Annotated in this window: 18 protein-coding genes; 5 read left to right on the top strand and 13 right to left on the bottom strand. The window is 35.5% G+C overall.

Features of this window, described 5'->3' with window-relative positions; genetic code table 11:
* Positions 1–2: 2 nt before the first annotated feature.
* Both AACL20_RS06015 and AACL20_RS06010 read right to left on the bottom strand, forming a co-directional pair.
* Positions 3–1,160: a cysteine desulfurase family protein gene (locus AACL20_RS06015; RefSeq protein ID WP_339052025.1), complete on the bottom strand. Its 1,158-nt coding sequence runs from the start codon at positions 1,158–1,160 to the stop codon at positions 3–5.
* Between the two features lie 469 nt (positions 1,161–1,629).
* The gene (locus tag AACL20_RS06010) at positions 1,630–2,040 is read right to left on the bottom strand and encodes an Rrf2 family transcriptional regulator (protein ID WP_339052696.1); all 411 of its coding nucleotides are present in this window, start codon (positions 2,038–2,040) and stop codon (positions 1,630–1,632) included.
* A gap of 299 nt (positions 2,041–2,339) precedes the next feature.
* Here AACL20_RS06010 and AACL20_RS06005 point away from each other — a divergent pair, with 299 nt between their 5' ends.
* The gene (locus tag AACL20_RS06005; RefSeq protein ID WP_410519940.1) at positions 2,340–3,044 is read left to right on the top strand and encodes an alpha/beta hydrolase; all 705 of its coding nucleotides are present in this window, start codon (positions 2,340–2,342) and stop codon (positions 3,042–3,044) included.
* Positions 3,037–3,927, top strand: a complete 891-nt coding sequence (murB, locus tag AACL20_RS06000; RefSeq protein WP_339040997.1) for a UDP-N-acetylmuramate dehydrogenase — start codon at positions 3,037–3,039, stop codon at positions 3,925–3,927. Before AACL20_RS06005 ends, murB begins: the two co-directional genes overlap by 8 nt.
* A 251-nt stretch (positions 3,928–4,178) precedes the next feature.
* Here the strand turns inward: murB and AACL20_RS05995 are convergent, their stop codons facing one another.
* The 9 genes from AACL20_RS05995 to AACL20_RS05955 all read right to left on the bottom strand — a co-directional run bounded on the left by AACL20_RS05995 (position 4,179) and on the right by AACL20_RS05955 (position 17,404).
* Complete coding sequence (locus AACL20_RS05995; RefSeq protein ID WP_339052023.1) at positions 4,179–5,129, bottom strand: fructose-bisphosphatase class II family protein; 951 nt, start codon at positions 5,127–5,129, stop codon at positions 4,179–4,181.
* Positions 5,116–6,390, bottom strand: coding sequence for an NADH-quinone oxidoreductase subunit NuoF (gene nuoF / locus AACL20_RS05990; protein ID WP_339052022.1), 1,275 nt, complete (start codon positions 6,388–6,390; stop codon positions 5,116–5,118). The genes AACL20_RS05995 and nuoF overlap by 14 nt, the downstream gene beginning before the upstream one ends.
* Positions 6,391–6,678: 288 nt before the next feature.
* Entirely contained in the window at positions 6,679–8,040 is a 1,362-nt protein-coding gene (locus tag AACL20_RS05985; RefSeq protein ID WP_339052021.1) for a DUF4153 domain-containing protein, read from the bottom strand.
* Complete coding sequence (polA, locus tag AACL20_RS05980; protein WP_339052020.1) at positions 8,015–10,612, bottom strand: DNA polymerase I; 2,598 nt, start codon at positions 10,610–10,612, stop codon at positions 8,015–8,017. The genes AACL20_RS05985 and polA overlap by 26 nt, the downstream gene beginning before the upstream one ends.
* A gap of 904 nt (positions 10,613–11,516) precedes the next feature.
* Complete coding sequence (gene ruvA / locus AACL20_RS05975; RefSeq protein WP_339052019.1) at positions 11,517–12,128, bottom strand: Holliday junction branch migration protein RuvA; 612 nt, start codon at positions 12,126–12,128, stop codon at positions 11,517–11,519.
* Between the two features lie 687 nt (positions 12,129–12,815).
* Complete coding sequence (locus AACL20_RS05970) at positions 12,816–13,772, bottom strand: outer membrane beta-barrel protein (protein ID WP_339052018.1); 957 nt, start codon at positions 13,770–13,772, stop codon at positions 12,816–12,818.
* A gap of 72 nt (positions 13,773–13,844) precedes the next feature.
* Positions 13,845–14,525, bottom strand: a complete 681-nt coding sequence (locus AACL20_RS05965) for a hypothetical protein (protein WP_339052017.1) — start codon at positions 14,523–14,525, stop codon at positions 13,845–13,847.
* Between the two features lie 643 nt (positions 14,526–15,168).
* Positions 15,169–16,383 (bottom strand): IS256 family transposase, encoded by a 1,215-nt coding sequence (locus AACL20_RS05960; protein ID WP_339052016.1) that lies wholly within the window; start codon positions 16,381–16,383, stop codon positions 15,169–15,171.
* A gap of 43 nt (positions 16,384–16,426) precedes the next feature.
* Entirely contained in the window at positions 16,427–17,404 is a 978-nt protein-coding gene (locus AACL20_RS05955; RefSeq protein WP_339052015.1) for a hypothetical protein, read from the bottom strand.
* Positions 17,405–18,169: 765 nt separating this feature from the next.
* On the opposite strand from AACL20_RS05955, the gene AACL20_RS05950 reads away from it, so the two are divergent.
* The 3 genes from AACL20_RS05950 to AACL20_RS05940 all read left to right on the top strand — a co-directional run bounded on the left by AACL20_RS05950 (position 18,170) and on the right by AACL20_RS05940 (position 22,074).
* Positions 18,170–19,021 (top strand): glycine--tRNA ligase subunit alpha, encoded by an 852-nt coding sequence (locus AACL20_RS05950; RefSeq protein WP_339052014.1) that lies wholly within the window; start codon positions 18,170–18,172, stop codon positions 19,019–19,021.
* Positions 19,022–20,203: 1,182 nt separating this feature from the next.
* Positions 20,204–21,088: a flagellar motor stator protein MotA gene (gene motA, locus AACL20_RS05945; protein ID WP_339052013.1), complete on the top strand. Its 885-nt coding sequence runs from the start codon at positions 20,204–20,206 to the stop codon at positions 21,086–21,088.
* Positions 21,089–21,123: 35 nt separating this feature from the next.
* Positions 21,124–22,074 (top strand): polyprenyl synthetase family protein, encoded by a 951-nt coding sequence (locus AACL20_RS05940; protein ID WP_339052012.1) that lies wholly within the window; start codon positions 21,124–21,126, stop codon positions 22,072–22,074.
* A gap of 421 nt (positions 22,075–22,495) precedes the next feature.
* Here AACL20_RS05940 and AACL20_RS05935 read toward each other — a convergent pair whose 3' ends face one another.
* Both AACL20_RS05935 and ubiG read right to left on the bottom strand, forming a co-directional pair.
* The gene (locus tag AACL20_RS05935) at positions 22,496–23,827 is read right to left on the bottom strand and encodes a hypothetical protein (RefSeq protein WP_339052011.1); all 1,332 of its coding nucleotides are present in this window, start codon (positions 23,825–23,827) and stop codon (positions 22,496–22,498) included.
* Positions 23,828–24,689: 862 nt separating this feature from the next.
* Positions 24,690–25,595: a bifunctional 2-polyprenyl-6-hydroxyphenol methylase/3-demethylubiquinol 3-O-methyltransferase UbiG gene (ubiG, locus tag AACL20_RS05930; protein ID WP_339052010.1), complete on the bottom strand. Its 906-nt coding sequence runs from the start codon at positions 25,593–25,595 to the stop codon at positions 24,690–24,692.
* Positions 25,596–25,701: the final 106 nt, after the last annotated feature.

Here is a 25,701-nt window from a genome sequence, read left to right as displayed (position 1 = left end):
TCTCAAAAATTATTTACTGATTTATATAAATCAGCCCAAATTTTAACAAATTTATCAATCTCTGCTTTGTTATTTCTATGACCTAGGCTAACCCGAATTGCACTATTTGCGATAGATTCGCTGTAGCCCATAGCAAGTAAAATCCTTGATAAATCCACTTTTCCGGAAGAGCATGCGGAGCCTGCGCTTACCATGATTCCGTTCGTGTCAAAATGAATAACCTGAGTTGCAGCAGGAACCCCAGGCATAGAAATCATGGATGTATTCGGCAGTCTTTTTACATTTTTTCCAAAAATAATAGCATCTGGAGCTAAGCGCAAGATCGAGTCCTCTAGGTAATTTCTCAAATCTTCAATTCTAGAATCAAAACCTCGTTGCCTCACTATGTCACATGCAATGCCAAGTCCATATATGGCAGGAACGTTATGAGTGCCGGGTCTTATTCTATACTCTTGCCCACCACCGAAATAGCTAGGCATAATCCCTACATCTTCTTTATAAATTAAAGCTCCAACGCCGATTGGAGCGCCAAATTTATGTCCAGATATAGTTGCAATATCAATATCCATATATGCGAAATCTAACGGAATTTTTCCTATAGCTTGTGTCGCATCAGTATGGAAAATACCGCCATGCTTATGTGCCAATGCTGCAATTTCGGCTATAGGCTGTACAACGCCTGTTTCATTATTTGCCATCATTACAGAAACCAAAAATTTAGCACCAGAACTTTTTAGTACAAAATCTTCGATAAGCTTTTCGGCACTAACTATATCTATAATACCATCTGAATTCACAGGTATTGATCCAACGCCAACATTATGCAGTACGGAATCATGCTCTATTGCAGAAGTAATTTTTGAGATATCTCGCATCCCTAAAATTGCTAAGCTATTCGCTTCAGTGGCAGAACTAGTAAAAACTATTCTGTATTCACGCCCTAAATTTAACAATGCTCTGAGTTTAGTGCGTGCATCTTCTACCAAGCACTTTGCGCGCCTACCTATGGTATGCGCAGAGGATGCATTCAGTGGAATCCGCATCACTTCAGATACAGCAAGCTCAACATCTTTTAACATAGGTGCAGTTGAGTTGTGATCAAAATACACTAGATCTACTAACATTTTAGATACTCTAGCATTATCGCTCCCTACTACCATATAACAACTTATAACAATGTATAAATAAACAACATCCGTTTCACTACAAGAAATAGAAAGTTAAGGAATCAAAAACATATGAGTTTTTCTATAGCCATGTTAACCAAGTTATTATGCAAGACTTTTTGACTAAATTTTCCATATTACTTAGTTAATTTCTTTGCAAATATGTAAAAATATTATGTGCAAGAAGTTCATTAGTACTCTAAAAAATCATGCCTTTACAATCCTCGCGCGTGCGCTTATATAGGCAGTGCAATATAACTCGTCATACTTTTTGAAATTGGCGCCATTAAAATACGTTTTATGACATATGTATGTTGCCTGTATTTCTCATGGCTTTTTTAAAGTATAATTTCTTATGTACGCAAGTTAAATACAAACTCTTTATTTATCTCAGAGTTATAACGCAACAACCAGACACGACATGGGATCATCCTCTACTCTTAAACTCATTTCGAAATCAAACTCATAAAGCAACGCCGCTACATGCATCAGCAAGAGTAATGCTTCTGAGATAAGTTCTGATATTCTTCTCAAATGCTACCCAAAGATTATGAGATGCGCATCGCATTCCGTCAGAGCGGCAAGCGCCACTACCATCACACTTTGTCATCTTTACACTTTCGCCAACTGCCTCTACTATTTCCTCAAGACATATAAGAGTACTTGGTTTATTTAACATATACCCGCCGCCAGGGCCTTTAATACTCACTACCAGTCCACCTTTTTTCAGCTTCACAAAAATCTGCTCAAGATATCCGAGATCTATTTGCTGTCTAGACGAGATGTCGCAAAGCCGAACAGGAGATGTATTACCATACATCACAATATCTAACATTGCAGTCACAGCATATCTCCCTTTTGTTGTCAAAAGCATAAGCAAATACAAAATCATATAAGATAGAATTGTCTCATATCAAACTCCTTTCTTGCTATGCACTTCAAAGCTAGAGCTTGAAATGTCTGGCAAAAGTAAGCTGCAAAAACTAGATAATAAAAACATAAAACAAGCATAATTAATAAATGTAATCAGCTTTCCATTTATATACAAAATACGTTATATTTAGCTTGATTCAAATGCTCCTGTTATTTAGTATCGTATACGCTCTTTGCGCAGCCATCTGCTTGGCAGTGTATAATAACCTAGTAAATAAATCAACTATAAAACAATCTAATATGCGAGAATTAATTTTAAATGGTGCGGCTGGAAAAATAGAAGCTAAATATTGTCATTCTTCACAGCAAAATGCGCCAGCTGCAATAGTTCTTCAGCCTCATCCACTTTACGGCGGAACAATGAATAATAAAGTTGTGTATAACACATTTCATACTTTTGCTAAGCGCAATTTTTCAGTTTTACGGTTTAATTTTCGCGGAGTTGGGAAATCTGATGGAACTTTTGATCATGGCGTTGGTGAACTTTTAGATGCTGCAATTGCTTTAGATTGGCTTGGAACACAAAATCCTTCTGCATCTAGTTATTGGATTGCTGGTTTCTCATTTGGAGCATGGATTGCTATGCAACTTTTGATGAGGCGTCCAGAGCTAAGTGGCTTTGTTGCTATCTCACCGCCAGCTCATTCCTATGATTTCTCGTTTTTATCACCATGTCCTGCGCCTGGAATTATCATCCAAGGAACATCAGACACAACAGTGCCTGAGTCTGCGGTATTTAGTCTATATGAAAAGTTGGAAAAGCAAAGAAATTCAGATGTGGAATATTTCCCTATCACAGGTGCAAATCACTTCTTTGACGATCATATTGACCAACTGATTAGCGCTATAGATTCATATCTAGAGCCAAGGGTTAATATGCAAACGGTTCCTAAAAAGGTGAAAAAAGACAGAAGAAGAAGACAACAAGGAATTATCAATGAATAACACAGCTTCTTTGCCAGAGGTTCGCGGTAGATATAGGTTTAATGCAGATCTTGACAAAATGTGTTGGTTTGGAGTTGGAGGACGTGCATTTGTTGTTTTTTTTCCAGCTGATATAGATGATTTAGTATGTTTTTTGCGCAGGAAAGATCCAGCATTGTATGTTTATGTAATGGGTGTTGGCTCTAATTTGCTGATTCCAGATGATGGATTTCAAGGGGTTGTAATCAGGTTAGGGCGAGGGTTTAATTATATTCATCACAGCGATCTTTTCGTTACTGCAGGGGCTGCAGCAATGGATCTCAACGTCGCGCTTTATGCAGCGCAGCACGCTATATCTGGACTTGAATTCCTCTCCGGAATTCCTGGCACTATTGGAGGAGCTCTTGCAATGAATGCAGGGGCATATGGGCATGATATAAAGTCTATACTTTTGGAAGCAACTGCTGTTGATCTACATGGTAATGTTAAGGTTTTTAGTGCAGATGAGATTGGCTATTCATACCGCTCTAAAACGCTAAATGATAATTGGATATTTACTGAAGCAAAGTTTCTTGGAAAACCAGGATGTGAAGAAGAAATATTCATTAATATAAAGAGAATACAAGAAGAGAGGCTAAAAACTCAACCTATTAAGTCAAAAACTTGCGGCTCTACTTTCAAAAATCCACAAGGATTTAAGGCGTGGGAATTAATTAAGAACTCGGGCTTATCTGGAGCTAGTGTAGGAGGTGCTTCAATCTCAACTATGCATTGCAACTTCATAATCAATACAGGCTGTGCAACAGCCAGTGATATAGAAAATTTGATAAAATATGTCAAAAAAACGGTGTATGAAAATACCGGAATTATGCTAGAAGAAGAAGTTAAGAGGATGAAAATATAATACCAACTTCCACAAATAACATAACACTTTAGCTTTGTCCTTTTAGAAAGTACACATGCCAAAAGTCTCGAAACAAGTATGAAATGCTGCCAGAAGCGTCAAAATAGCGCTTTAAATCCGCAGGAAAATGTTATAATAAACGCAAAAACCTTAAGGATTTTGTGAAAGCAGTGTTTGTGCTGTACAGGACCAATTAATGTATCCAAAAATTAGCACAGGGTTGAATCCTGGGCTAATTTTTGATGTATAAACTATATACCTTGCGGCATACATGAGGTGATTTTATTGTATGTACCAACGTTTGGGCCAAAAACCATTGTGTTAAATACAAGATATTGTGTTTCAAAATTTTTTACTAATTTTACACCTTTTAATATATTGCCGCTTGTCACACCTGTCATCGCTACTACTGCGCCAGACTTCACCATATCGCCAATCTCCAAGACATCACCTTTGTGGCTTTCTGCTTCATTATCCACAAGCAGCCTACCTTGCATTTTTCCACCAATACATCTCAAAGCCGCAGCTGCGATTACACCTTCTGGTGCGCCGCCGATTCCTATATACATATCTGGTGCGTTATTATCACTACTAAGCAGTCTGGTTGATATCACTGCCGCAACATCTCCATCAGATATGAGTAATACCTTTGCGCCTGCCAGACTTATATTCTCAATTAATTTAGTGTGTCTTGGTCTTTTTAGCACTGCAATAGAAATATCTGATACATGACAACCTTTAGCCTTTGCCAGTATCTTAATATTTTCCTCAACAGGATTCCTAAGATCGACTTGACACGGAATGCCAACGGCAATCTTTTCCATATAAACATCTGGAGCTTCGAGAAGACTTCCTACTTGCCCCATAACTATCACAGAAAGAGCACCGTTTCCTCCCTCAGCACAAATTGTTGTTCCCTCAAGTGGATCCACTGCGATATCAACTTCTATATTTCCAGTACCTAGAGCTTCACCACAATAAAGCATAGGCGCTTTATCCCTCTCACCTTCTCCTATAACAACTCTTCCAAGTATTGCAGAGTGATTCAAGTATCTTCTCATAGCATCTACAGCTGCTCTATCTGCAGCAGTCTCATCTAGCCTGCCAATGTGTTTAAAACAGGCTTCGGCAGCTCTCTGAGTTGATGCTACTGCAATATCCCTAATTAAAGATTCGTTTTCTAAAAAACTATTTAGTGCCATGAAACTGCTTCATCCTATCTTCAATTACGCCTCTAAAATTCTTGATGAGACCTTGAATTGGCCAAGCTGCAGCATCACCAAGTGCACATATAGTATGCCCTTCAATTTGCTTAGTAAGATCTAGCAGTTGATCTATTTCTGCGAACTCAGCATCGCCTTCAACAAATCTCGACATCATTCTATATAGCCATCCAGTGCCTTCACGGCAAGGTGTGCACTGACCACAAGATTCGTGCATATAAAATTTTGAGAGTCTTGCTATTGCTTCTATTATATCTGTAGATTTATTCATTACTATAACACCAGCTGTTCCAAGACCTGATCCAGCGGCCTTTAAGCTATCAAAATCCATTATAACTGTATCGCAAACATTTTTAGGTAAAAGCGGAACAGAGGATCCACCAGGGATGACCGCAAGCAAATTATCCCATCCGCCAATTACACCTCCTGCGTGTTCTTCTATTAACTCCTTCAGCGGGATGGACATGGCCTCTTCAACATTACATGGCTTATTTACATGTCCTGAAATGCAAAAAATCTTAGTACCTGAGTTATTTTTTGCTCCTATCGAAGCAAACCAGTCTGCTCCACGTCTCATTATTGTTGGAACGACTGCTATAGTCTCCACATTATTGACGGTAGTTGGAGCTCCATAAAGACCAACGGCAGCAGGGAAGGCTGGTGGTTTTAGCCTTGGCATGCCCTTTCTTCCCTCAAGGCTATTTAGGAGTGCAGTCTCTTCACCACATATATAAGCTCCTGCTCCTCTATGAAGATAGACATCGAAATTATATCCAGATCCACATGCATTATCTCCGATTAAGCCATTTTTATATGCTTCATCTATTGCTTTCTGTAGAATAACAGCTTCATTATAAAATTCACCACGTATGTATATGTAAGCTGCAACTGCACGCATTGCATATCCTGCTATCAGTGCACCCTCTATGATTTTATGCGGTTCAAATCGTATTATATCGCGATCTTTACAGGTTCCCGGTTCACTCTCGTCTGCATTAATTACAAGGTATGATGGTAATTTAGAGTCTTTAGGCATAAAAGACCATTTTGTACCTGTAGAAAATCCTGCTCCTCCTCTACCTCTAAGGCCTGATTTTTTCACTTCTTCTATAATTTCATCATGGGTACGCTTTAGTATGGAAGCGGTGCCAGCCCAATCACCCCGCTCTTTGGCTGCACTTAAATCAAATCCCAGATTTCCCGCAAGGTTGTGAAAGATTCTGTCGGTATTTTTTAGCATGGCTGCCTACTTCTTATGGATAGATGGACTTTATTTTTGTATCAACATAATGATAGCCCATTATAAAGACGCAAATCAAGTTTTTCAACTTTTTCAGCAGGTCTATATTATCTATAGTTCAGCTGCAGAAGTATAAAAAGGTAAAATGCAAATTTTATGAGCAGCAAAAATATTATAAATTCTAAACTTGTTATAGCACAATAATTATATACATATTTCATCGCTATTTATTCTACTTAAAGCTTCATATTATGTAACTTTGCAACAAAACTTAAAGGTATAGATTTGTCAAGTATTCTCAGAAGATAAACCCATTCTTTCTAATACACTATTTGCTGTGATCGAGTTAGTATTATTATGAATGCTTTTATCTTCATCAGATTGTAACCATATTTTTAGCTTATAAGTTTTTTCTGTCTCGACTAAGTATTTTATTATAGATTTGATGTCAGCAACCGTTTTACTATCTAATTTATTTATTGATTTATGCAGCTTACCATCTGAGAGCATACCGTTTTGCACAAGTATTTTTTCTAATCTATGGTTTTGACTCCATTCTGAAATGCTTACTGCTCCAAATGGTGCAAATGCAGCAATAATAAGTTGCACTACAATACTTATAAAAATAAGCTTTATAACCTTATTTTCTGCAGAAAAAAAGTGAAAGAAAGTGCATAAAATAAACCATATAAGAAGCAAAAAGATAAAATATCTACTCTCTGTGACTCCAAATTCATAAATGCGTGTACATATCGCGCTACCAAGCAATATAGTTATAACAGGAAGAACTCTAAAGAAATTGTCGCAAAAAAGCTTAAAAATGCCGGATATTTTGCGAAAAGAGTAACAGGCTACGTATGTCACAATTCCTGATACACCAAAAATAGAGAATAAATATGCTAAATTCCCAATTGGCAATTGCCACGATATCAAAATTTTTGCTGTGTATATATACAAAACCGTGCAGTAAACTAGTAATGCAGGAATAACCAGGTAACTCAGTGTTAAACGTATAAAATTTGGATAATCAGTGGAGGTGAATGTATAACTCGTAGGAATACCAGACATTGCGATAACTGGCGCAAGGAAGGTGGCTATTATAGGCAACATATAGCTAATTGTTAAATTATCTGGAAGTTTAAAGTCAAATAACAGCTCAAAACTATATATAACAAAGCAAACAAAAATGAATAAAAGTATCGATATCATTGTTGTAAAACAAATCTGTATGAAGAGACGATATTGAAACCACCATATTTCTGCACTCTTTACTGCTTTTCCAATAAATGGCGCAATAAACATAAGAATAAATAATCCAGCACCTAAGAATGGAAAAGCATATAAGGCTGTATTAAACGCATAGAAATACCACGCAATAAAAGCCGATATAGGAAGGCTCATCAGATAATATTCTCCAACAGACCAGCGCCTGCTCTCCGCGTATAACTGTACAGATATCAGCCAAAAACACTCACTGAATAGGATCACAAAGTGTGTTTTATCACAGCTAAAAAATGATGCATGTAGAATGATTAAGATGCAAAACAATAAGCTACAAATCACAGGGAGAGGAAACCTCTTTATAGTTTCTGCGATTTGTTTGACACTTTGATGCATAGCCATTTTATTTGATACCCCAAGTTTTGCCAAATTTACAATCTGCAACAAGCGGCACATTTAGCTTTGTTGCATTTTCCATTATATCTTTGATTATTGCTGAGTATTCTGTAGCTTCATTTTCTGGTACTTCAAATAATAGCTCATCATGCACTTGGAGTACCATATACTTATTTATATGACTTGGCAGCTCTACCATTGCTTTTTTTATTATGTCAGATGCTGTTCCTTGCAGTGGAGCATTGATAGCTGCTCTTTCAGAAAATTGCCTAATATTGTGATTTTTATCATTTATTCCATCTATATAACACCTCCTGCCGAATAGAGTTTCGACAAAACCGCTTCTTCTTGTAAAGTTGATGGTTTTCTCCATATACTGCTGAATTCCAGGATACTGCTTAAAATATTTTGTTATATATGTATCAGCTTCAGTTTTAGTTATATCTAAATTCCTTGCAAGGCCAAAGGCACTAATACCATAAATGATGCCAAAATTTACTGCTTTTGCTTTTCTTCTTAATCCTTGAGTGACATCTTCTAGCTGTACGCCAAAAATTTGGCTCGCAGTAATTGCATGCACGTCTTTACCATCTAAAAATGCCGATTTCAAAGCAGCGACATCTGCAATATGCGCAAGGAGTCTCAGCTCTATTTGTGAATAATCAGCGCAGAGTAAAACACATCCTTCTTTAGCTATGAATACTTCTCTGATGCTTGCGCCATCTTTAGTTTTTATTGGAATATTTTGTAGATTTGGGTTTTTGGAAGATAATCTCCCAGTTGCCGTTGCTGTAAGCTCAAACGTTGTATGTAATCTTTTAGTAATAGGGTTTATTGAATGTTGCAGGCCATCTGTATATGTAGTAACTAGCTTAAAAATTTGCCGCCACTTTAAAATTATTGGCGCAATCTTATTTCCCGAATCCGACAGTTCTTCAAGCGCATTGCTATCAACTACATAATTTCCGGTCTTTCTAGATTTTTTTGCTTTGCTTCGTTTGTTGTTTGCAAAACCTGGCAAACTCAGACTGCTACTATTTTCTGAATCAAATAAGACTTCCCCTACTTGCTTTGGCGAAGCTATATTAAAACTTCTCCCAGCAAGCTTATATATCTCCTCTTCAAGATCACTGAGTCTCGACTTAAAACCAAGTGAGAGACGTTTTAGAGATTCTTGATCTACTAGAATTCCTATCTTCTCCATGTGACAAACTAATTCCACAAGACACCTATCTATTGTTTCATATAGCCACAACTTTTTCTCATCAAAGAGTCTTTGTTTTAGTTTCTTGTATAATAAAAACAACACACCTGCATCAATATTACAATGATAATCTAAATATTCACTACAAAGACTTTCTATGTCATATTTGTATTTTCCCATTTTTACAGTATATGCTATGACGCTTAGGTCCTCTATATCAGATGATTTGATTGCAAGATCCATACATCTGTGTATGAGATCTTTTGCATTTGCTGCCACTTTTTGGACACAATCATCTTCTATTACCGATTTCATTGTGAGTAATATCGAATTAATTGAGTCTGAATCCTTAGAGTTTGTTACTTTATAAACTTTATTACATGAAAAAAATGTGAAGCTTTCTATTGATATAAAAAAGGTGATGAGGCCGTATTTCACTATTTCTGGTAGCAGCGCTGTGATATCACTAAATTCTATAAATTGGTTATCAAATAAAGTACTAAGCTTTGAGCCGTCTTCTTCTTCTCTAAAAAGAGTTGGCTCTGGTTGTGCAATGCCAAATTTATGAAAAAATGATTTGAATCCATATTTTGATAAAAATTCTGTTAGCATAGCTATGTCAAATTTTTTTACCGCAAGCTGGTCAATACCGCTCAACAAATGAACATTACAATCCAATGTCACCAATCGTTTTGATAAAAATGCGCTCTCTCTTCCCTCTATCAGTAGGTTTTGAATTCTACTTGGAGTGACAGAATCGATATGATCATATATTTCTTCTAGTGATCCAAATGTATTTAACAAGGTAGCAGCAGTTTTATTGCCTATGCCTTTAACACCTTTGATATTATCAGAAGCATCACCAATGAGAGAGAGCCCATCTACTATCTTCTCAGGGCCAACTCCGAACTTTTTTTCTACATCATCTTTGCTAATCACTCTGTTCTTTACCGGGTCATATAAGATAACACCGCTATCTGCCATTAAGCACATTAAGTCTTTATCAGCTGATATTACTGTGACTTTATAATTGTTACTCCTTGCATTTCTGGTGTAAGATGCAATTAAATCATCTGCTTCAAAGCCGTTTTGTTCTATAACGCTAATATTCAGCGCTTCTATTGCTTCTCTTATTATTGGAAATTGCACTTTTAAGTCTTCAGGCGCTTCTGGTCTATTAGCTTTATACTCCGGCGATATATCATGCCTGAAATTTTTCTTCCCACTATCTAATACAATTCCTATATGATCATATTGATGCTCTTTTAATATTTTTACGATCATGTTTAGGAATCCGTATACTGCAGACACTGGCAAATTATCAGGCGATAAAAGTGGCGGTAGTGAGTGATATGCACGGAATACAAACCCATATCCATCGATTAAGCAGAGATTTTTCATTAGCTTTTGTATATACTGATAGTGATGTTTTTAACTTGTGTATAGACATTCAAATTGTGATTGAATAGTGCGCGCGGAAGAACTTTGCCAAAATTTGATGTCTATTTGTATTATTCCAGTAGTGGTATCATATCACTTATAAAAAATAAAATCCCACATGGATATAGTATTTCAATTCATAAATGATTTTATGTTGTATTCATATATGATGCTGCCGGTAAAGTCACCTGTGTTGACATTTTTGGCCTGATTTTCAAGTATTACTTCGTTAATTCCTACGCAAAATATATAAGTATATAATTTAGAGATTATTATTTGTGCAGCAAATCGATTGTAGCGGGCAGACTTTATATAATGGGCCTGTTGAAATCGAATCATTTGACATGATTTTAGGTTTTAGATATTTTGCTTGTTACTTATACCATAAAATCTACAATACATATGATTCTTGGGAGCTAATTGCTCCAAACTATAGTAAGGGAAGTTAAAGATGTCATAAACTGATATATGGTTTTAAATATCTTAAAGCTAAAATTAGCTCTTTAATTCATCATTTCTATGCTCTCTAGTCCACTGTAGGTTTTACTTTTATATCTTCAACTTCCTTTGCTATATATAATTTGTACTGTAACTAGCAAATATTACTTAAAAAAGCCATAAGGTTTTTGGCAATTTTGCCACTTTTCCTGCTGGACTTTCAGCGCCTCATAATTGCTTGCAGGCCAACATAAATCCTCAGCTTCTTAGAGCTATGACGATATAGCTTTTATATGCTGCTACTAATAATCTATTTCTAACTTATTTGCAACAGATCCATAAGTTGATTAAGTTTGGATGAATTTTCATCAGATATACAGAGAAAGCTGCAAACTTAAATTCTGAGATTAGTATTTGCGCTTCAGTATCAATGAATATTGGATTTCAAGGCTTGCTTTATCAAAGATTCAAGCGTGAAGTCCTTGTTATTTGTGTCTATGCCAGCAATTCTCTTCATTGCGTCTGATTTACTGAAACCGAGTCCTACTAATGCTTCTATTGCATCATCTAGAGCTTGCTTTTGATGAATATCGCAATCAACTCTATTGAGTTGTGCATTCACGATATTGAGTTCTTTTATAGTTTTTATTTTATTTTTTAATTCATTGATTATTCTAGTTGCTATCTTCCCACCTACTCCGCTGATGGATTGAAATTTTAATTTATCTTCTGTAATTATTGCATTTTGTAAATCATTTGTCCTGAATGCACCAAGTATTGCAATAGCAAGTTTGGCTCCCACACCTTGGACCGATATTAGATTTTTAAACCATTCTTTTTCATCCTCTGTATTAAAACCAAATAGGCTGATATCTTGTTCTTTTACCAGAGTTTCTATATATAGAGAGGCCATGTCGCCTGTTGAAAACTGGTTTAAAACATAGTGGTGTGTATGAACTAAATAACCAACTCCACCAACGTCCAAAATAATACATTCTTGTTTGATTGAGTCCACAATTCCTGTAAGTTTGCCTATCATAGTATGTAAAAAGTTATTAACGTGAGTTGTCAATTATCAAATCGCTTGTGTCATAATGCCAAGTGCTAAATTTAATTTAGCTAATAGTTTATGTGATATATTTGCTTTAGTGTTTTTTATATCACAATTTCTAATAAGCTCGCATACTACCTTCTCCAATATATCCATTATTGTTATGGAAATAGCATACTATATATCGCAAAACTATGCTCTAAAATTTGTTAAGCTAATTTTAGTACTTGGTATAACTCTAAAAAGCGGGGGAATTATCTCGGCTTGCAAGCAATGATGATGCGCTTAAATTCTGCGCTTCGAGAATTTAAGTGTAAAGACTATAAATTCTAGCAATTCAATGAAATCTCAAATGAAATCTTTTTCTTCTGTTTCTATAATGACCGGCAATCAATTGCAAAAAAAGTGGAAGAAATTCTCAAATGGTTATGCAAGAAGTTTAATAGACCTCTTTCGAAACTAGCTTCTGGCAAAAAAGTGGTAGAAGATTTAGATACGGCAAGACAAGAGTATATTTGGTATACATGAGGAGCCGCAAGCACAAAATCGACGTACAAATTTTTGTCATAAATAGAGTTTCGAAAGAGGTCTAATGAATACAAACTATTCATTTATCATGAGGTATATCGAAAATAAACTAATGTGCAATATTCTTTGTCTTTAAAAACCTTCTTTTTAAAAAACGTATTTAAATCCTAAAGCTATTACATAGCTGCTAAGTCTCGTACTTGTTAGGAGATCATCATTAATTCTTCTATGTACCTCTCCCGATGCTGTAATTGTTCCTTTATCACTGGTTGATGCAACTCCAAGATCAACATATCTAAATGACAAGTCAATATTCAAGTTATTGTTGACCTTTGTAAGTAGTCCTACTCCTACATCCCATGCAAATGACTCTCGTGTCTTGCCAAAAGCAGTAATGTTGACATCTCTCGATTCTATTAGGTGGTTATAGCTTATAGAATTTCTTGCAATGCCAGCGCTAGCAGTTATATATGGCTTGAAATTGCTTGCAGCGCCACCATATTCATAGCATGTGCTTATTCCTGCGCTAATGCTCTTTGTTGGCATGTTGATAAATGTATAAGTTCCAGGAATGATCTCTCCGTCATTATTGACACCTTGTGGCATAGCATTAAACTCGCGTTTGCTATAACTAAGGTAAACACCAAACGATAAGTTTTTTGTTGTTTGTCCTCCAAGTTCAACCCTTGGCATAACTGTATTAGACGCTTTTGCGTTTTCTACATACATACTTCCTATTCCTGGCACTGCTTTAAAGTCGCTGTGAAATGCATATCCCATACTCATTTTAAAATATGGTCTGCTCATTGGTTCTGATCGCTTCATTACATATTTTTTTTGAGCGTTTACTGCATTTTTTCTTGCCGCAAGTCTAGCTTTTTCTATTCTAGCTTGTTCCATTCTGGCTTTTTCGAGACTCTCATCTTTATATTTGTCTTTTAATGCATCTAGTAGGTGATCATATTTTTGTAGCTTTATAGGACATCGTGCTGGCGCAACTTTTGTATTGCGTTGTTTGTCTTGTGTAGGAAGTTGACATTGAATATTCATTGATGTCACTTCCTGTTTTTGATTCTTATAGGTCTCAATTTTTTTGGCACGCACACTATATTAGTACAGTACGCCAATTGTGCTTCAGCAATAAAAAACAAAGTGCAGATTAATGCCAATTTTTGGCTATAACTCATCGTGTTGCGCATTATTATATAAACCTATGTCTTGAAACAATTGGTACGTAAAATCTATGTAATTTTGACTGCATATAAAATCAATGTCTGGGTAATATACAGCAAATTTCAATTTGCATTCCTCAGAAAAAGATTTTTTAAGCTCACCATTTTGCACTGTAACGAATTCTTTTGCATCAGGATTTTGTATGCTTGACGTGTAAGGTTTGATTCTTGCATTTGTTAATAAAGTCGTAGAAAAACTATTCAAGTCTATAAGACTTTGCGGCGGTTGGTTATTTGTGATTAAGCTGAGAAGTGCTTCTTCTTGTGTCCCGCTTGGATTTTGATTCAGCAGTGCTATTAGTGCAGAGAGTATTCCATTAGACAGGGATGAGGAAGCCTTTGCAACATCAATTCCTTGATTAGTTTGTAAAGATTTGAAGAGCGTTATAAGTTCACTATTATTCCTTATAGTTCCATATAACATAGAAAAACTGTATAGATAATCAAAAACAAATTCATTGGATTCTGTGTTATGCTTGGCTGTTTTGACGCAGTTCATTAACAAAGAATACATGGCCTTATAATGTTCAAGAGCATCCTTGAGCGACTCTTCTTTTGTTTTTTTTCCGTACTTCTTTTGAATATATTGCATTGTATAATTTGGCATAAATGAGACTGATTCCATTTTATAGTTTATAGTATGTGCGTCAGAAATTGATTTGCTGTGCTAATTTTTGGACATAAAATTTGTCCTGTATCTAGCAAATACCACTTAACAAAATCCATTTTTCTGCATGATTTTCTGCGGATCATCATTGCTTGCAGGCAAAGATAAATCCTTGGCTTTGAGAGTTATGAAGCAACAATTTTATAACTAAAGTTGTGGTTTATTTGTGTGGCATAAAATCATATCATGCTAATTGTTAAAGTCAGGCATTATAGCGCAGCATTTTATTTCTATCTTATTGTTTTATTTTATGTATAAAACATTTCAAAATAGGATGACTTTAAGTGCTGCTTAGTACTTATTTGCCAAATATTTGCATCATTCATACATTACTTTAATACGTTTTGTTTTCTCTCAAATGTTGAGCTTATCACGCTTAAAGATTGTGCACGAGCAAATTATTCAGGTATGCACTAGTCAGTCTATCTGCAAAGCATGTTTTGCTGCGCAAATAAATTGTTGCGCAGCAGTTAAATGTACAAAAATACTCACCAAACCATTTAATGCCAGTGCTTATGAATAAAGCCCTATGCTGTCAAAGAGATTGAAAACAGAAGAACATAGGGTTTATCCCATTGATTGTGTAAATTTTTTAGAGCCATTAAAATCTCCCATCAAATTTGATTATAAAATGAGCCATAGCTTCATTCCAGTTAGAGATAGGCATGGTCCATTTTTTGGTAATATAATCAATCGTTAGGTATAAAACCTTGAATACCGAATCATCATTTGGGAAAACACGCTTATTTCTTGTAACTTTTCTCAACTGACTATTCAGCGATTCTATAGCATTTGTAGTGTAAATTATCTTACGGATACTCTCTGGATATTGCAGAAATATTACAAGATTCTCCCAATTATTATACCAGGATTTTGCTATATGTGGATATCGTTTACTCCATTTCTTATCAAAAGATTCTAGGGCAAGATGCGCTTCATCTTCAGTAGCAGAGCTATAAATAAGCTTTAAATCTGATGCCAATAATTTTCTGTCTTTATATGATACATACTTCAGGCTATTTCTAATTTGATGTACTATACAAAGCTGATGCTCAGTTTTGGGATAACTTGCGCATATAGCTTCAGACATACCAGTCAGGTTATCACTACAGGCAATTAATATATCTTTTAATCCTCGATTCTTCAATTCAGTAAAATTACTAAGCCAGAATTTAGATCCTTCATTCTCACTTATCCATAATCCTAAAATATCTTTCCGGCCCTGTAAATCTATACCCAGCGCAACATATACTGATTTATTAATTATCTGTTTATCTTGCCTTACCTTAACTATTAAACAATCAAAATATACTATAGGATATAATGGTTCAAGAGGTCTACTCTGCCAAATTCTAACCTCATCAATTACATCATCTGTAACCCTACTAATTAAACTCTCACTAACTTCTGCTCCATATAATTCTTGTAATTGGATCTTGATATCAGACAAACTCATCCCCTTGGCATACAGAGATATTATCTTTTGATCTAAACCATCTATTCTTGTTTGATTCTTGGAGACAATTACAGGTGCAAATTTACCTTCTCTATCTCGCGGAATATTTAACTCGATACTGCCATTCTCAGTAATCAAATTCTTATTATAATGACCATTCCTGCAATTCTCAGTTTCAGACCTATCATATTTGTTATAACCTAAGTGTTCAGACATTTCTGCCTGCAAGGCTCTCTCCAAAATACTCTTCGTTAATTCCTTAATCAATCCATCCTGCTTCAGTACTGTCTTTAAATCCGCTCTTCCTTCTATCAGTAAATCTATCGCTTCATTTATTTTCTTATTCTTTTCTGTCTTCATTCTAATTACCTATATTCTTTATTAATTCCAAATATAGGCTCTACTATAATTTACACAATCTTTGATAAAGACTCTCCTTTGCTGCATATTGACCACTACTTTCTGTATATTCAGCGTTGCAAAGAGAAGTAAATGCTTTGTGCATATCAGTACCATGATCTGTATATTGATCGCCCTTTTCAAAGTTGCTGCTGGCTAAAGTTTTAAATACAGTTTTTGCTTCGCCATGCATTGCTTTGTCATACAATTTTCTCTTTGAGCTTTCTATAATTGACTCAAACAATTTGCCAAAATCAATAATGCTTTCTCCTTCTTCTCCTTCCTGTCCCTTTCTCATCACATTTTGTACTAGATCTGCAATTTGCTGATCGAATTTCTGTCCAGAAAATTCATCTTTATCTAGCGCGCTTTCATATGCGCCTTTAAATGCTTTGGAAAAAGTGCCAGCTAGCTCTTTAGCTTTTTGATTCTCGCCTCTGAATGTTGCTTTTGTAGATTTTACAGTGTTAAGCGCGGTTGTAACACCTTGATCTTTAGATAAAACTTCAAACATCCCAAGGAATGATTTGATATCATCAGCCAGTGAACTTGTGCTTGCTATTTTGTATGCGGCTGTTGCATTTTGCATAGACTTTTGCATGAGCGAGTTTATTGACTTGAAGTGCTGAAATGCATCAAAAACTTTTTTGTTAAATTCAACGCTTGCTTCAGCTTCTTGCATTAAATTAGTTTTGCAATGTGAAGAGAGTGGGAAATTTGCTGTTTGTCCATTGCAACTAGGTAAACCTACTTCGTTTTTCATGTCTATATTCTCTTTTTTAGTGTTATGTTGAGTTGAAAATTCTTTTTGTACAGAATTACTTGTAATTTTATCGCTTTTTCTATGATCATCGCTGTATTGTTGCTTAAACTCTTCTGCATCTTTAACGCTGCTAGCTGAATCGCTATTTGTTTCGTTATCGTTATCGTAGCATTGCTCTCTCCGGCTCTCTTGAAGAATGCCACCATTATAGCTAAACATATACTTCTCTAAATTTTATTTATTAATACTACTATTGGCTGCTCTATAATTCTATAGATTGATAATACAAACATTGCCCTGGTAATAGACTTACTACACATCTAATTTTAAATTAAACGAAGCGCATGCTATATTTTGCTGCAAAAATTGCCAATTAAATCAAAATTCGCCGCCAGCTTTTTTGCCAGGCATCGCCATCCACTCTTTTTATCGATTTATCTGATAAATACTGAGAGCTTTAGCCTTAAGTTTGTGGAGAAATCTTTTTAATAAGCAAAAATCGCGATCCCAATGCGAAATTGTAAAGTGAATTATAATACTAAATGCATTAATATTCAAATGATAGAATATGAAGAATACAGAGGAAGCAGTATAAAATCACCATTTTATTGCATAAATATTAACAATATGAATAATCTTCAGAAAAACAAGCGCTAAATTTTTTGTAATTTCTTATTGCGCTGTTAACAAGATAATATGCCCGCAGCATCATAAACATAAATTTTATTTGAATGATAAGCTAAATGATATCGTTTGCAAAGCGAAACAAGTAATTGACTTTTATATGAGTAAAGCAGATAATTAGCACCTGAAAATCATGCGTTCTATGCTGACTCTGCAGTTTTTGCATATTTTTCTCGCTAACGCATATATAGGTATTTAAAGTTAGTTAGCTTCTCAGAAAATTTATGTAATATGTCGCTTTAAACATGTTGCAGTGCTGCGCTTCTAATCATTGCGAATGAATAAGTTTGATAGAGAAAAATGTACTTTCAAGATATAATACTCACTTTGCAGCGTTTTTGGGCTAATAATGGTTGTGTAATCCTGCAGCCATATGATATGGAAGTTGGAGCCGGAACGTCGCATCCTGCAACGACATTGCGTTGTTTAGAAGATAAACCTTGGAATGTGGTATATGCACAACCATGTCGCAGACCAACCGATGGAAGGTATGGTGAAAATCCTAATAGAATGCAGCATTACTATCAACTTCAGGTTATATTAAAGCCATCACCAGAAAATATACAAGAGCTCTGTATAGAGAGTTTAGAGAGCATAGGTCTTTCTAAGCATAAGAATGATATGAGGTTTGTAGAAGATGACTGGAAGAATCCTACAATTGGTGCTTGGGGGCTGGGCTGGGAACTTTGGTGTAATGGTATGGAGGTTCTGCAGTTTACCTATATGCAGCAGATAGGCGGCATAGAGTGTAAATCAATTCCAGCCGAGTTAACTTATGGACTTGAACGTATTGCTATGTATATCCAAGGTATAAATAGCGTTTGGGATCTTGCCTGGAATAATCGCGGTGTGAAGTATTCAGATATCTTTTTGCAATCAGAGAAGGAATACTGTCAATATAACTTTAAAGATGCAAATATAAAAATGCTTTCGTCACATTTTCATGATTATATATCTGAAGCTGAAAGGTTAGCTGGATTGGATCTTGCGCAGCCTGCGTACGATATTTGTCTAAAGGCCTCTCATCTTTTTAATATCCTTGAAGCAAGAGGCGCTCTTAGCATAGTTGAGAGAGAGTCTTTTATGGCAAAGATAAGAAATGTAGCTAAAGCTTGTTGTCAAAATTGGGTTCGAAATTCAACAGCTTCTTAGGATATATATTTTACGCCTTTAAAATGCTCCTTATGTATTTTGTATACACGCGCGCACAATTCTTCCTAGCTCTTTTTGCAGTCTAATTTCGTATGCGCGCAAAAGTTAAAATCAACTCTGCGCCTGCAGTATAGATACGTTGCAGCGCTCACTAAAGTGATAAAATAGTATGCGTTATTAGATAAGTCATTGTGTAAGTTTTTCTGGCCTGATTTTCAAGTATTACTTAGCGTGAGTTGCCAATGAATTGATTGTTGTATGATAGATTTGTAGGGAGCTATATGTTGCTTTATGGTTTTGCAAATGAACAAAAATAACATGTGGAAAAGGTTTTTGCATCAATGTGCTGTTTTTTTGATGATTTTATGAAAGATCTATTTATCTGCATTACCTGCAATTAGTGGCTTAGATGCTTAATTTTTAATTGGCAACTCGCGCTACTCAGTTAATTTCTTTGCAACAATATGTAAAAGTATTAGACGCAGAAATTAACTTGCACTCTAAGATAAAAAATCATGCACTCAAAATCCGCGTGCGCCTACTGATGAAGGTAGCGCCAATATATTCTTCTCTTTGTATTGCAGGAAAATCTGCTGCACACCCGTGTTATTAATCATCAACTCGAGTTTGTTTAAGTAGCCGGTTAATACAATGAAAACCGCAATCACAACCATATTATCGCATTTTGCAATAGACTTCTTCTTTTAAATATTTGCCCCGCACAGCGGCTAATTGCTTTGTCGCATCCTTAGCCTTCAGGATGCTTATGTGCTTCTTTGTGCACTGTACGCTCCATTGTGTTTGTCTCATTGGAACGAGTGTTGAAAGAAGAAGTCTAATACGCAGTACTATTCGATATTATAAATTGCTATCATTTTTGCTTGTTTGAAATTAGCCAGCAATTTTGTTACACTTTGATTTTTTTATAACATATAAGGCGATATAAAGAAGAAATATGCGATATTGGTAAAATATTGCACATCATTGTCATGATGTTATATATATCGCGTGTATAGATTCAGTTCAACGACATTTATATATCGTAATATATAGCCATTAAGATTTCTATAAAATACATAAATATATATTTCTAATAGTTAGTTTGTTATTTACTCCACGCGTTATAATTACTAAACTCTCCTTATAGCTGTGATAAGTTTTAACTATTAATGGGTGATTGCTGTGTTAGGCTTTCTAGGAATGATTTTTACTTTTCTGTGTGTTTTTGGTGTTTATACGATAAGTGGTGGAAGTATAGGAGTTGTTTTAGGATCACTGCCGCATGAGACAATGTTGATTGGAGGTGCTGCGCTAGGCGCGTTTTTGGTTAGTAATAAGTTGACGACAATCAAGAAGACTATGAGTCAAGTACGTAGCAGCTTTAAAGGATCAAAGTGGAAAAAGCAAGATTATACGGATCTTTTATGCCTTCTTTATGCAATTACAAAGACTATAAGAACTCGAGGTATTCTTGCGCTTGAAAATCATATAGAAAATCCTGAAGAAAGCCCATTATTTGGGCAATATCCGAGGATCTTAGAAGATAATATTGCAGTTACGTTTATTTGTGATACATTGCGTCTTATAGGAATGCATCTTGAGGATGTAAACCAAATCGAAGATGCGATAGAGCAAAAACTGACAAAAATGCATCATGAAAAGTTAGCAGTTGCTGAAGCGCTTACCACAGTTGCAGATGGACTTCCAGCTCTTGGTATTGTTGCTGCTGTGCTTGGTGTAATTAAAACTATGTCAAGTGTTGATAAACCGCCACAGATTTTAGGTGGTATGATAGCAGGAGCGCTTGTTGGTACTTTCCTTGGAGTATTTTTGGCATACTGTATTGTTGGGCCCATAGGGAAAAAGCTTGAATCTATCGTCGATGAAGATTATCATTTCTACCTTGTGATTCGTGATGTGATACTTTCACACTTGCGTGACAATCCGCCGCAGATCTCTGTAGAGATAGGTAGGGCTAACGTTCCTACCTGTTATCAACCTACATTTGTAGAGCTTGAATCTGTGGTTAGTACAGTGCAAAACCTCGTTGAAAAAGAAAAAGAGTGATAGAAGGAAATCCCATAAATAGGCTGAAGGCTTTTGTGTCTAAAGACATAAGAGGGGTTGATGAGTACATGATAAATTTAGCAAAAAGCCATGTCACTGACTTGATACCTGATATTATATCATACATAGCAAATTCTGGTGGAAAGAGGCTCAGGCCCATTCTGACACTTGCATGTGCCAAGATTTGTCGTTGCAGTACAGAAGATCACGTTTTGCTTGCGGCAGCAGTTGAGTTTATACATACTGCAACTCTATTGCATGATGATGTCATAGACCAAAGCAAGCTCCGCAGAAATAGAAAGACTGCAAATAATATCTGGGGTGATAAAGCAAGTATATTGGTTGGTGATTATCTGTTTAGTCAAGCTTTCAAATTAATGGTAAAGACAAGTTCTCTTGAAGCTTTGGAAACACTTTCTAATGCGGCTGCTACGATAGCAGAAAGCGAAGTGTGGCAACTTCAATTAATAGAGCAAGTTGGTATTACTCAGCAGGACTACATGAATCTTGTGACATCTAAGACTGCGGCCCTTTTTGCTGCTGCCTGTAAAGTGGGAGGAATAGCGGCAAATGCAGAGCAGGATATAGTATCTGCATTTTATGAATTTGGCCTAAACTTTGGTATTGCGTTTCAGATTATAGATGACTTGTTGGACTATTTTGGAAACTCAAATGAATTTGGTAAAGAAATAGGAAATGACTTTCTTGAGGGAAAGGTGACTCTGCCTATAATACTGGCGTTTAGTGAAGCATGTGATGATGAAAAAGAGTTGCTGCACAGGTCATTTAGTGGAAGCGTGAGAGATATGACGAGCTTTGCAGCTATTATAGAAGTTTTAGTACGTCAAAATATTTTTGAGAAGATTCAAGAGGTTGCAGCATTCTATGCGCAGTCAGCGCTTAGTGCGTTGAACAATATTAGAGAACTGGAGCATGTCTCTTTGCTGCAGGATATAGTTTTATACACGCTGCGCAGGAGAGTTTAATGTTGTTATGAAGTACATATTTGCACCGTAAATTATATGACTTGTTCACAATGGGATTTGGTATTAATAATAATGTAATTAGCGAGTTCATCCGCTAAAAGTTGATTTGCCTGCGCAAATAAATTTTTGTGGAGAAGTGAAATGCGCAAGAATTAGCCCAGGACTTAGTCCCATGCTAATTTTTGGATATATTAATTGGCCCTGCGCCTAAAAAAACACTACTTTCATAAAATCCGTAAGGTTTTTGCGTTTATTATGACATTTTATTACGGATTTAAAGCGCTATTTTGACACTCAGGAGGTCTATTTGCGCACTTTCGAGACTTTTGGCGCATACTAACTTGCGTTTTATAAGAAGCATTTTGACGACATCAATTTTGAAAAGTATGACGAGCGTATAGTAGACGAGATAATTGATGGATCAAAGGTTCTCTTTATGATTTATAGCTTTTTCGAGCAATTTTTCTTTAGAAATGCTAAAGTTGCTGTCTATCCATAATTTCTTTAAGTGTCGCATTGCATCTCCTATCTCTTTTCCTGTCAGCCCTAAATTTTTTATGTCATAACCATCAACTGGAAAGGTTGGGATAATTTGATCTTTCATTAGGTTTATCAATGTATCTAATTTGAGTTGATGATTCAGCACTAAAGTTAAAGATAGCATTTTCTTATATAATTGTTCCCCGAAGATATATAGGCATTTTTTATGTAGCATAATGTCAGAGCTGCAAAGTGCGTTGCCATATGTCATATATTGCTCATATAAAGATATCATAGTCCTTTTCTCATTTTCAGATAGTTTCCATCTATCTGCAATTTTCAGTATATCTATTTTGTGTGAGTCAGAAAGTATAATAAGGGCTGCAATGTCGACCAGTCTATCACCACTAAAGTGTACTCTGCTTAGTAGGTCTATATTGATATCAGCAATACCAATAGCACGATTTACTTTGTGACTAAAAATTAACTTCACCACATCTTTTGCATATTTCGCAGAAAGTATTCTAAAAAATTCAGATCGGATTCTTTCTCCTGATATAGAAGAAAGTTCAAAAGAAAGAGTGGCTGCAGCAGCAAGGCTGGCTTGATCTATATTTGATGTTCCAATATATGCGCAGAATCTAAAATATCTAAGAATTCTTAAGTGGTCTTCTTTGATCCTATTTATAGGATCTCCAACAAATCTAACGATGCGATTTTTTAAGTCTGCAAGTCCATTAAAATAGTCATAAATATTCCACGACAAATCCATAGACATCGCATTTATTGTGAAATCTCTGCGCGCGGCATCTTCTTCCCAGTTATCTATGAACTCTACGTCCGCATGTCTTCCATCACATTTTACATCTTTTCGTAATGTGGTGATTTCACATCTGATATTATCTAGCGTTGCTAGTACAGTCCCGTGTTTCGCACTTATCATGCGTGCTGAGATATTAGAAGAGTGCAATATCTTAATTAAATCACATGGTTTGATTGTGGTGCTCATATCGTAATCCATGTTTGATGTCTGATCTGCTGGAGGATTTTGCTGATTTTTTACTGCTTCATCGGAATGATTGAGCAGTGATTTGCCATCTCTCAAATCGCTTGATTCGTATTGAGCTGCTTTGTTTATGCTTTCAAATATTATATCTCTTACACATCCTCCAACCAGGCGGACTTCTCCATAAGAAGATATCGCATCAAAAATTTTTGCAAGCTGTTTAATTGGCAGCTTTTGTGCGATTTTTCTGGTATATGCCGGTGTCATTGAACAATAAATTTAATTAATGCAAAGTGTGTATATAGTAATCATTTCAAGGAGTTTAAGTCGTGTTATAGTGCTATTTGCGAGAAAAATAATAAAGCTTTAGGAAGATAGAGTCAAACTATCAATGCTCATAATGCTTTTGAAATTAGCGCATTACAGACTAATGCTTACTAACTCTTTTTGAGGTATAGCTGATAAAAAATTATCTGGTGTTAAAGTGAAGTAGTTTTGAGCAAATAAATATCTTTATATAATATAACGAGAATGGCATTCTTTTCTTAAATAAATTATTTTATTAACAGTGCTGTCGTCAAATAGAATTTAGCTGAGTATTAAATGCTATATAATATAGATAAAACTTTAGGTCATGTCGCTGTCAGCGCATTTTGACGCAAAATTTCTGTAATTTTCACTATTTTTCTAAATGTTATTTGGCATCCAAAAAAATAGACTTGCTGCGCAAATAAATTTTTGCGGAAAATAAAATGTACAAAGGTGAGCCTGAAGCCTCTGCTCTGCGCTAATTTTCGGATATACAATTTGTCCTGTCCATAGTAAACGCTACTTAACAAAATCCATAAGGTTTTTGGCAAATTTGCTACTTTTTCTGCTGGAGTTATGTGCGCCATCATTGCTTGCAGGTCAAGATAAATTCTCAGTTTCAGAGTGATGATGCAAGGACTATTTAAAACGAGGATATATTAAAATCACAGATATAATGTTTTATGTATTATCAATGTAATTAGATTCTATTTTGCTAGAAAATTCGTTCAAATGGCAGGTATTATGTTTCAAAATTTTCTAACGTTTTTGGGATTTTATATGCAGTATATAAGCATTAAATAATGGAATAAAGCTAGATTTATGTCTTCTGCATACATAAAATATAATTAGTGTTAACACCGTTTGTGCTGCGCCAGCTTTGAGTAAGTATACTAAATTCCAATCCTTTTATATCTCTGAGCGAAAAGCCCCTAGTTTCTAAATGTTGTACAATTTCAGAGGGTTTTAGGAACTTTTTCCAGGAGTGCGTGCCGCGTGGAACAATGTTTAGCGCATATTCGGCAAAAAATATTGCCTTAACAAAGGAATTCAATGTTCTGCTGATAGTAGATAATATAAATATGCCCCCATCTTTCAATAGCTTAGCTACTGAATCTAAAATTAGTTTGAAATCAGCAACGTGTTCAATGACTTCCATACAAAGCACTATATCGTAAGATCCTATATGTTTTTGAGATTTTGCAAGCTCTTCCGATGTAGTATTGATATAATCTATTGCAATTTTCATATTTTGTGCATGCAAACGTGCAGCTTTTATATTGTCAATTCCAGCATCAATACCAACTATTTCTCCGCCAAGTCTCTTGAGTGGAATGCTGAGTATGCCGCCTCCACACCCAATATCTAGGATTTTATATCCATCAAGCGGAAGATAATCGCAAGATCCTGCTTCAGCTTCTATAATTTGGTAAGAGTTGATTATATCAATACAAGTGTTATCAGGTATTTTGTATTTGTTGTAATACAAAGTGTGGTTTATGCATTGAAGGTATAAAGCTGCACATTCCTTGATATACTCAATTCTCACGGGATTCATTTTATGTAGTAAGCTATATTCTCCGGTTTCATCCCACCATTTTTCTGAGGATTTGTTAAACTTTGCAATCTCTTCCGTGTCAATAGTCGTTTTAATCATCATTATTTCTTCCAGGAAGTTGGTTTTGAATATTGTGGCAGTTTTTGCTATTAGTGAATTATATATCAAAAAGACATATTATATATAGAAATGGATTGTAACATTAGCTAAAATATAAAGCAAAGTATAGATAATTTTTAGGGATTATGTAATAGATGTGTGCACTCACTATATT

Origin of the sequence: Candidatus Lariskella endosymbiont of Epinotia ramella, from assembly GCF_964019805.1 — a bacterium.
Classification (GTDB): domain Bacteria; phylum Pseudomonadota; class Alphaproteobacteria; order Rickettsiales; family Midichloriaceae; genus Lariskella.
This window is presented reverse-complemented; position numbering and strand designations above follow the sequence as displayed.

Coding starts and splice junctions, on each gene's coding strand:
- AACL20_RS06015 (WP_339052025.1), bottom strand. CDS start 1,160: ATGGTAGTAGGGAGCGATAATGCTAGAGTATCTAAAATGTTAGTAGAT.
- AACL20_RS06010 (WP_339052696.1), bottom strand. CDS start 2,040: ATGCTTTTGACAACAAAAGGGAGATATGCTGTGACTGCAATGTTAGAT.
- AACL20_RS06005 (WP_410519940.1), top strand. CDS start 2,340: ATGCGAGAATTAATTTTAAATGGTGCGGCTGGAAAAATAGAAGCTAAA.
- murB (WP_339040997.1), top strand. CDS start 3,037: ATGAATAACACAGCTTCTTTGCCAGAGGTTCGCGGTAGATATAGGTTT.
- AACL20_RS05995 (WP_339052023.1), bottom strand. CDS start 5,129: ATGGCACTAAATAGTTTTTTAGAAAACGAATCTTTAATTAGGGATATT.
- nuoF (WP_339052022.1), bottom strand. CDS start 6,390: ATGCTAAAAAATACCGACAGAATCTTTCACAACCTTGCGGGAAATCTG.
- polA (WP_339052020.1), bottom strand. CDS start 10,612: ATGAAAAATCTCTGCTTAATCGATGGATATGGGTTTGTATTCCGTGCA.
- ruvA (WP_339052019.1), bottom strand. CDS start 12,128: ATGATAGGCAAACTTACAGGAATTGTGGACTCAATCAAACAAGAATGT.
- AACL20_RS05965 (WP_339052017.1), bottom strand. CDS start 14,525: ATGGAATCAGTCTCATTTATGCCAAATTATACAATGCAATATATTCAA.
- AACL20_RS05960 (WP_339052016.1), bottom strand. CDS start 16,383: ATGAAGACAGAAAAGAATAAGAAAATAAATGAAGCGATAGATTTACTG.
- AACL20_RS05955 (WP_339052015.1), bottom strand. CDS start 17,404: ATGTTTAGCTATAATGGTGGCATTCTTCAAGAGAGCCGGAGAGAGCAA.
- AACL20_RS05950 (WP_339052014.1), top strand. CDS start 18,170: ATGTACTTTCAAGATATAATACTCACTTTGCAGCGTTTTTGGGCTAAT.
- AACL20_RS05935 (WP_339052011.1), bottom strand. CDS start 23,827: ATGACACCGGCATATACCAGAAAAATCGCACAAAAGCTGCCAATTAAA.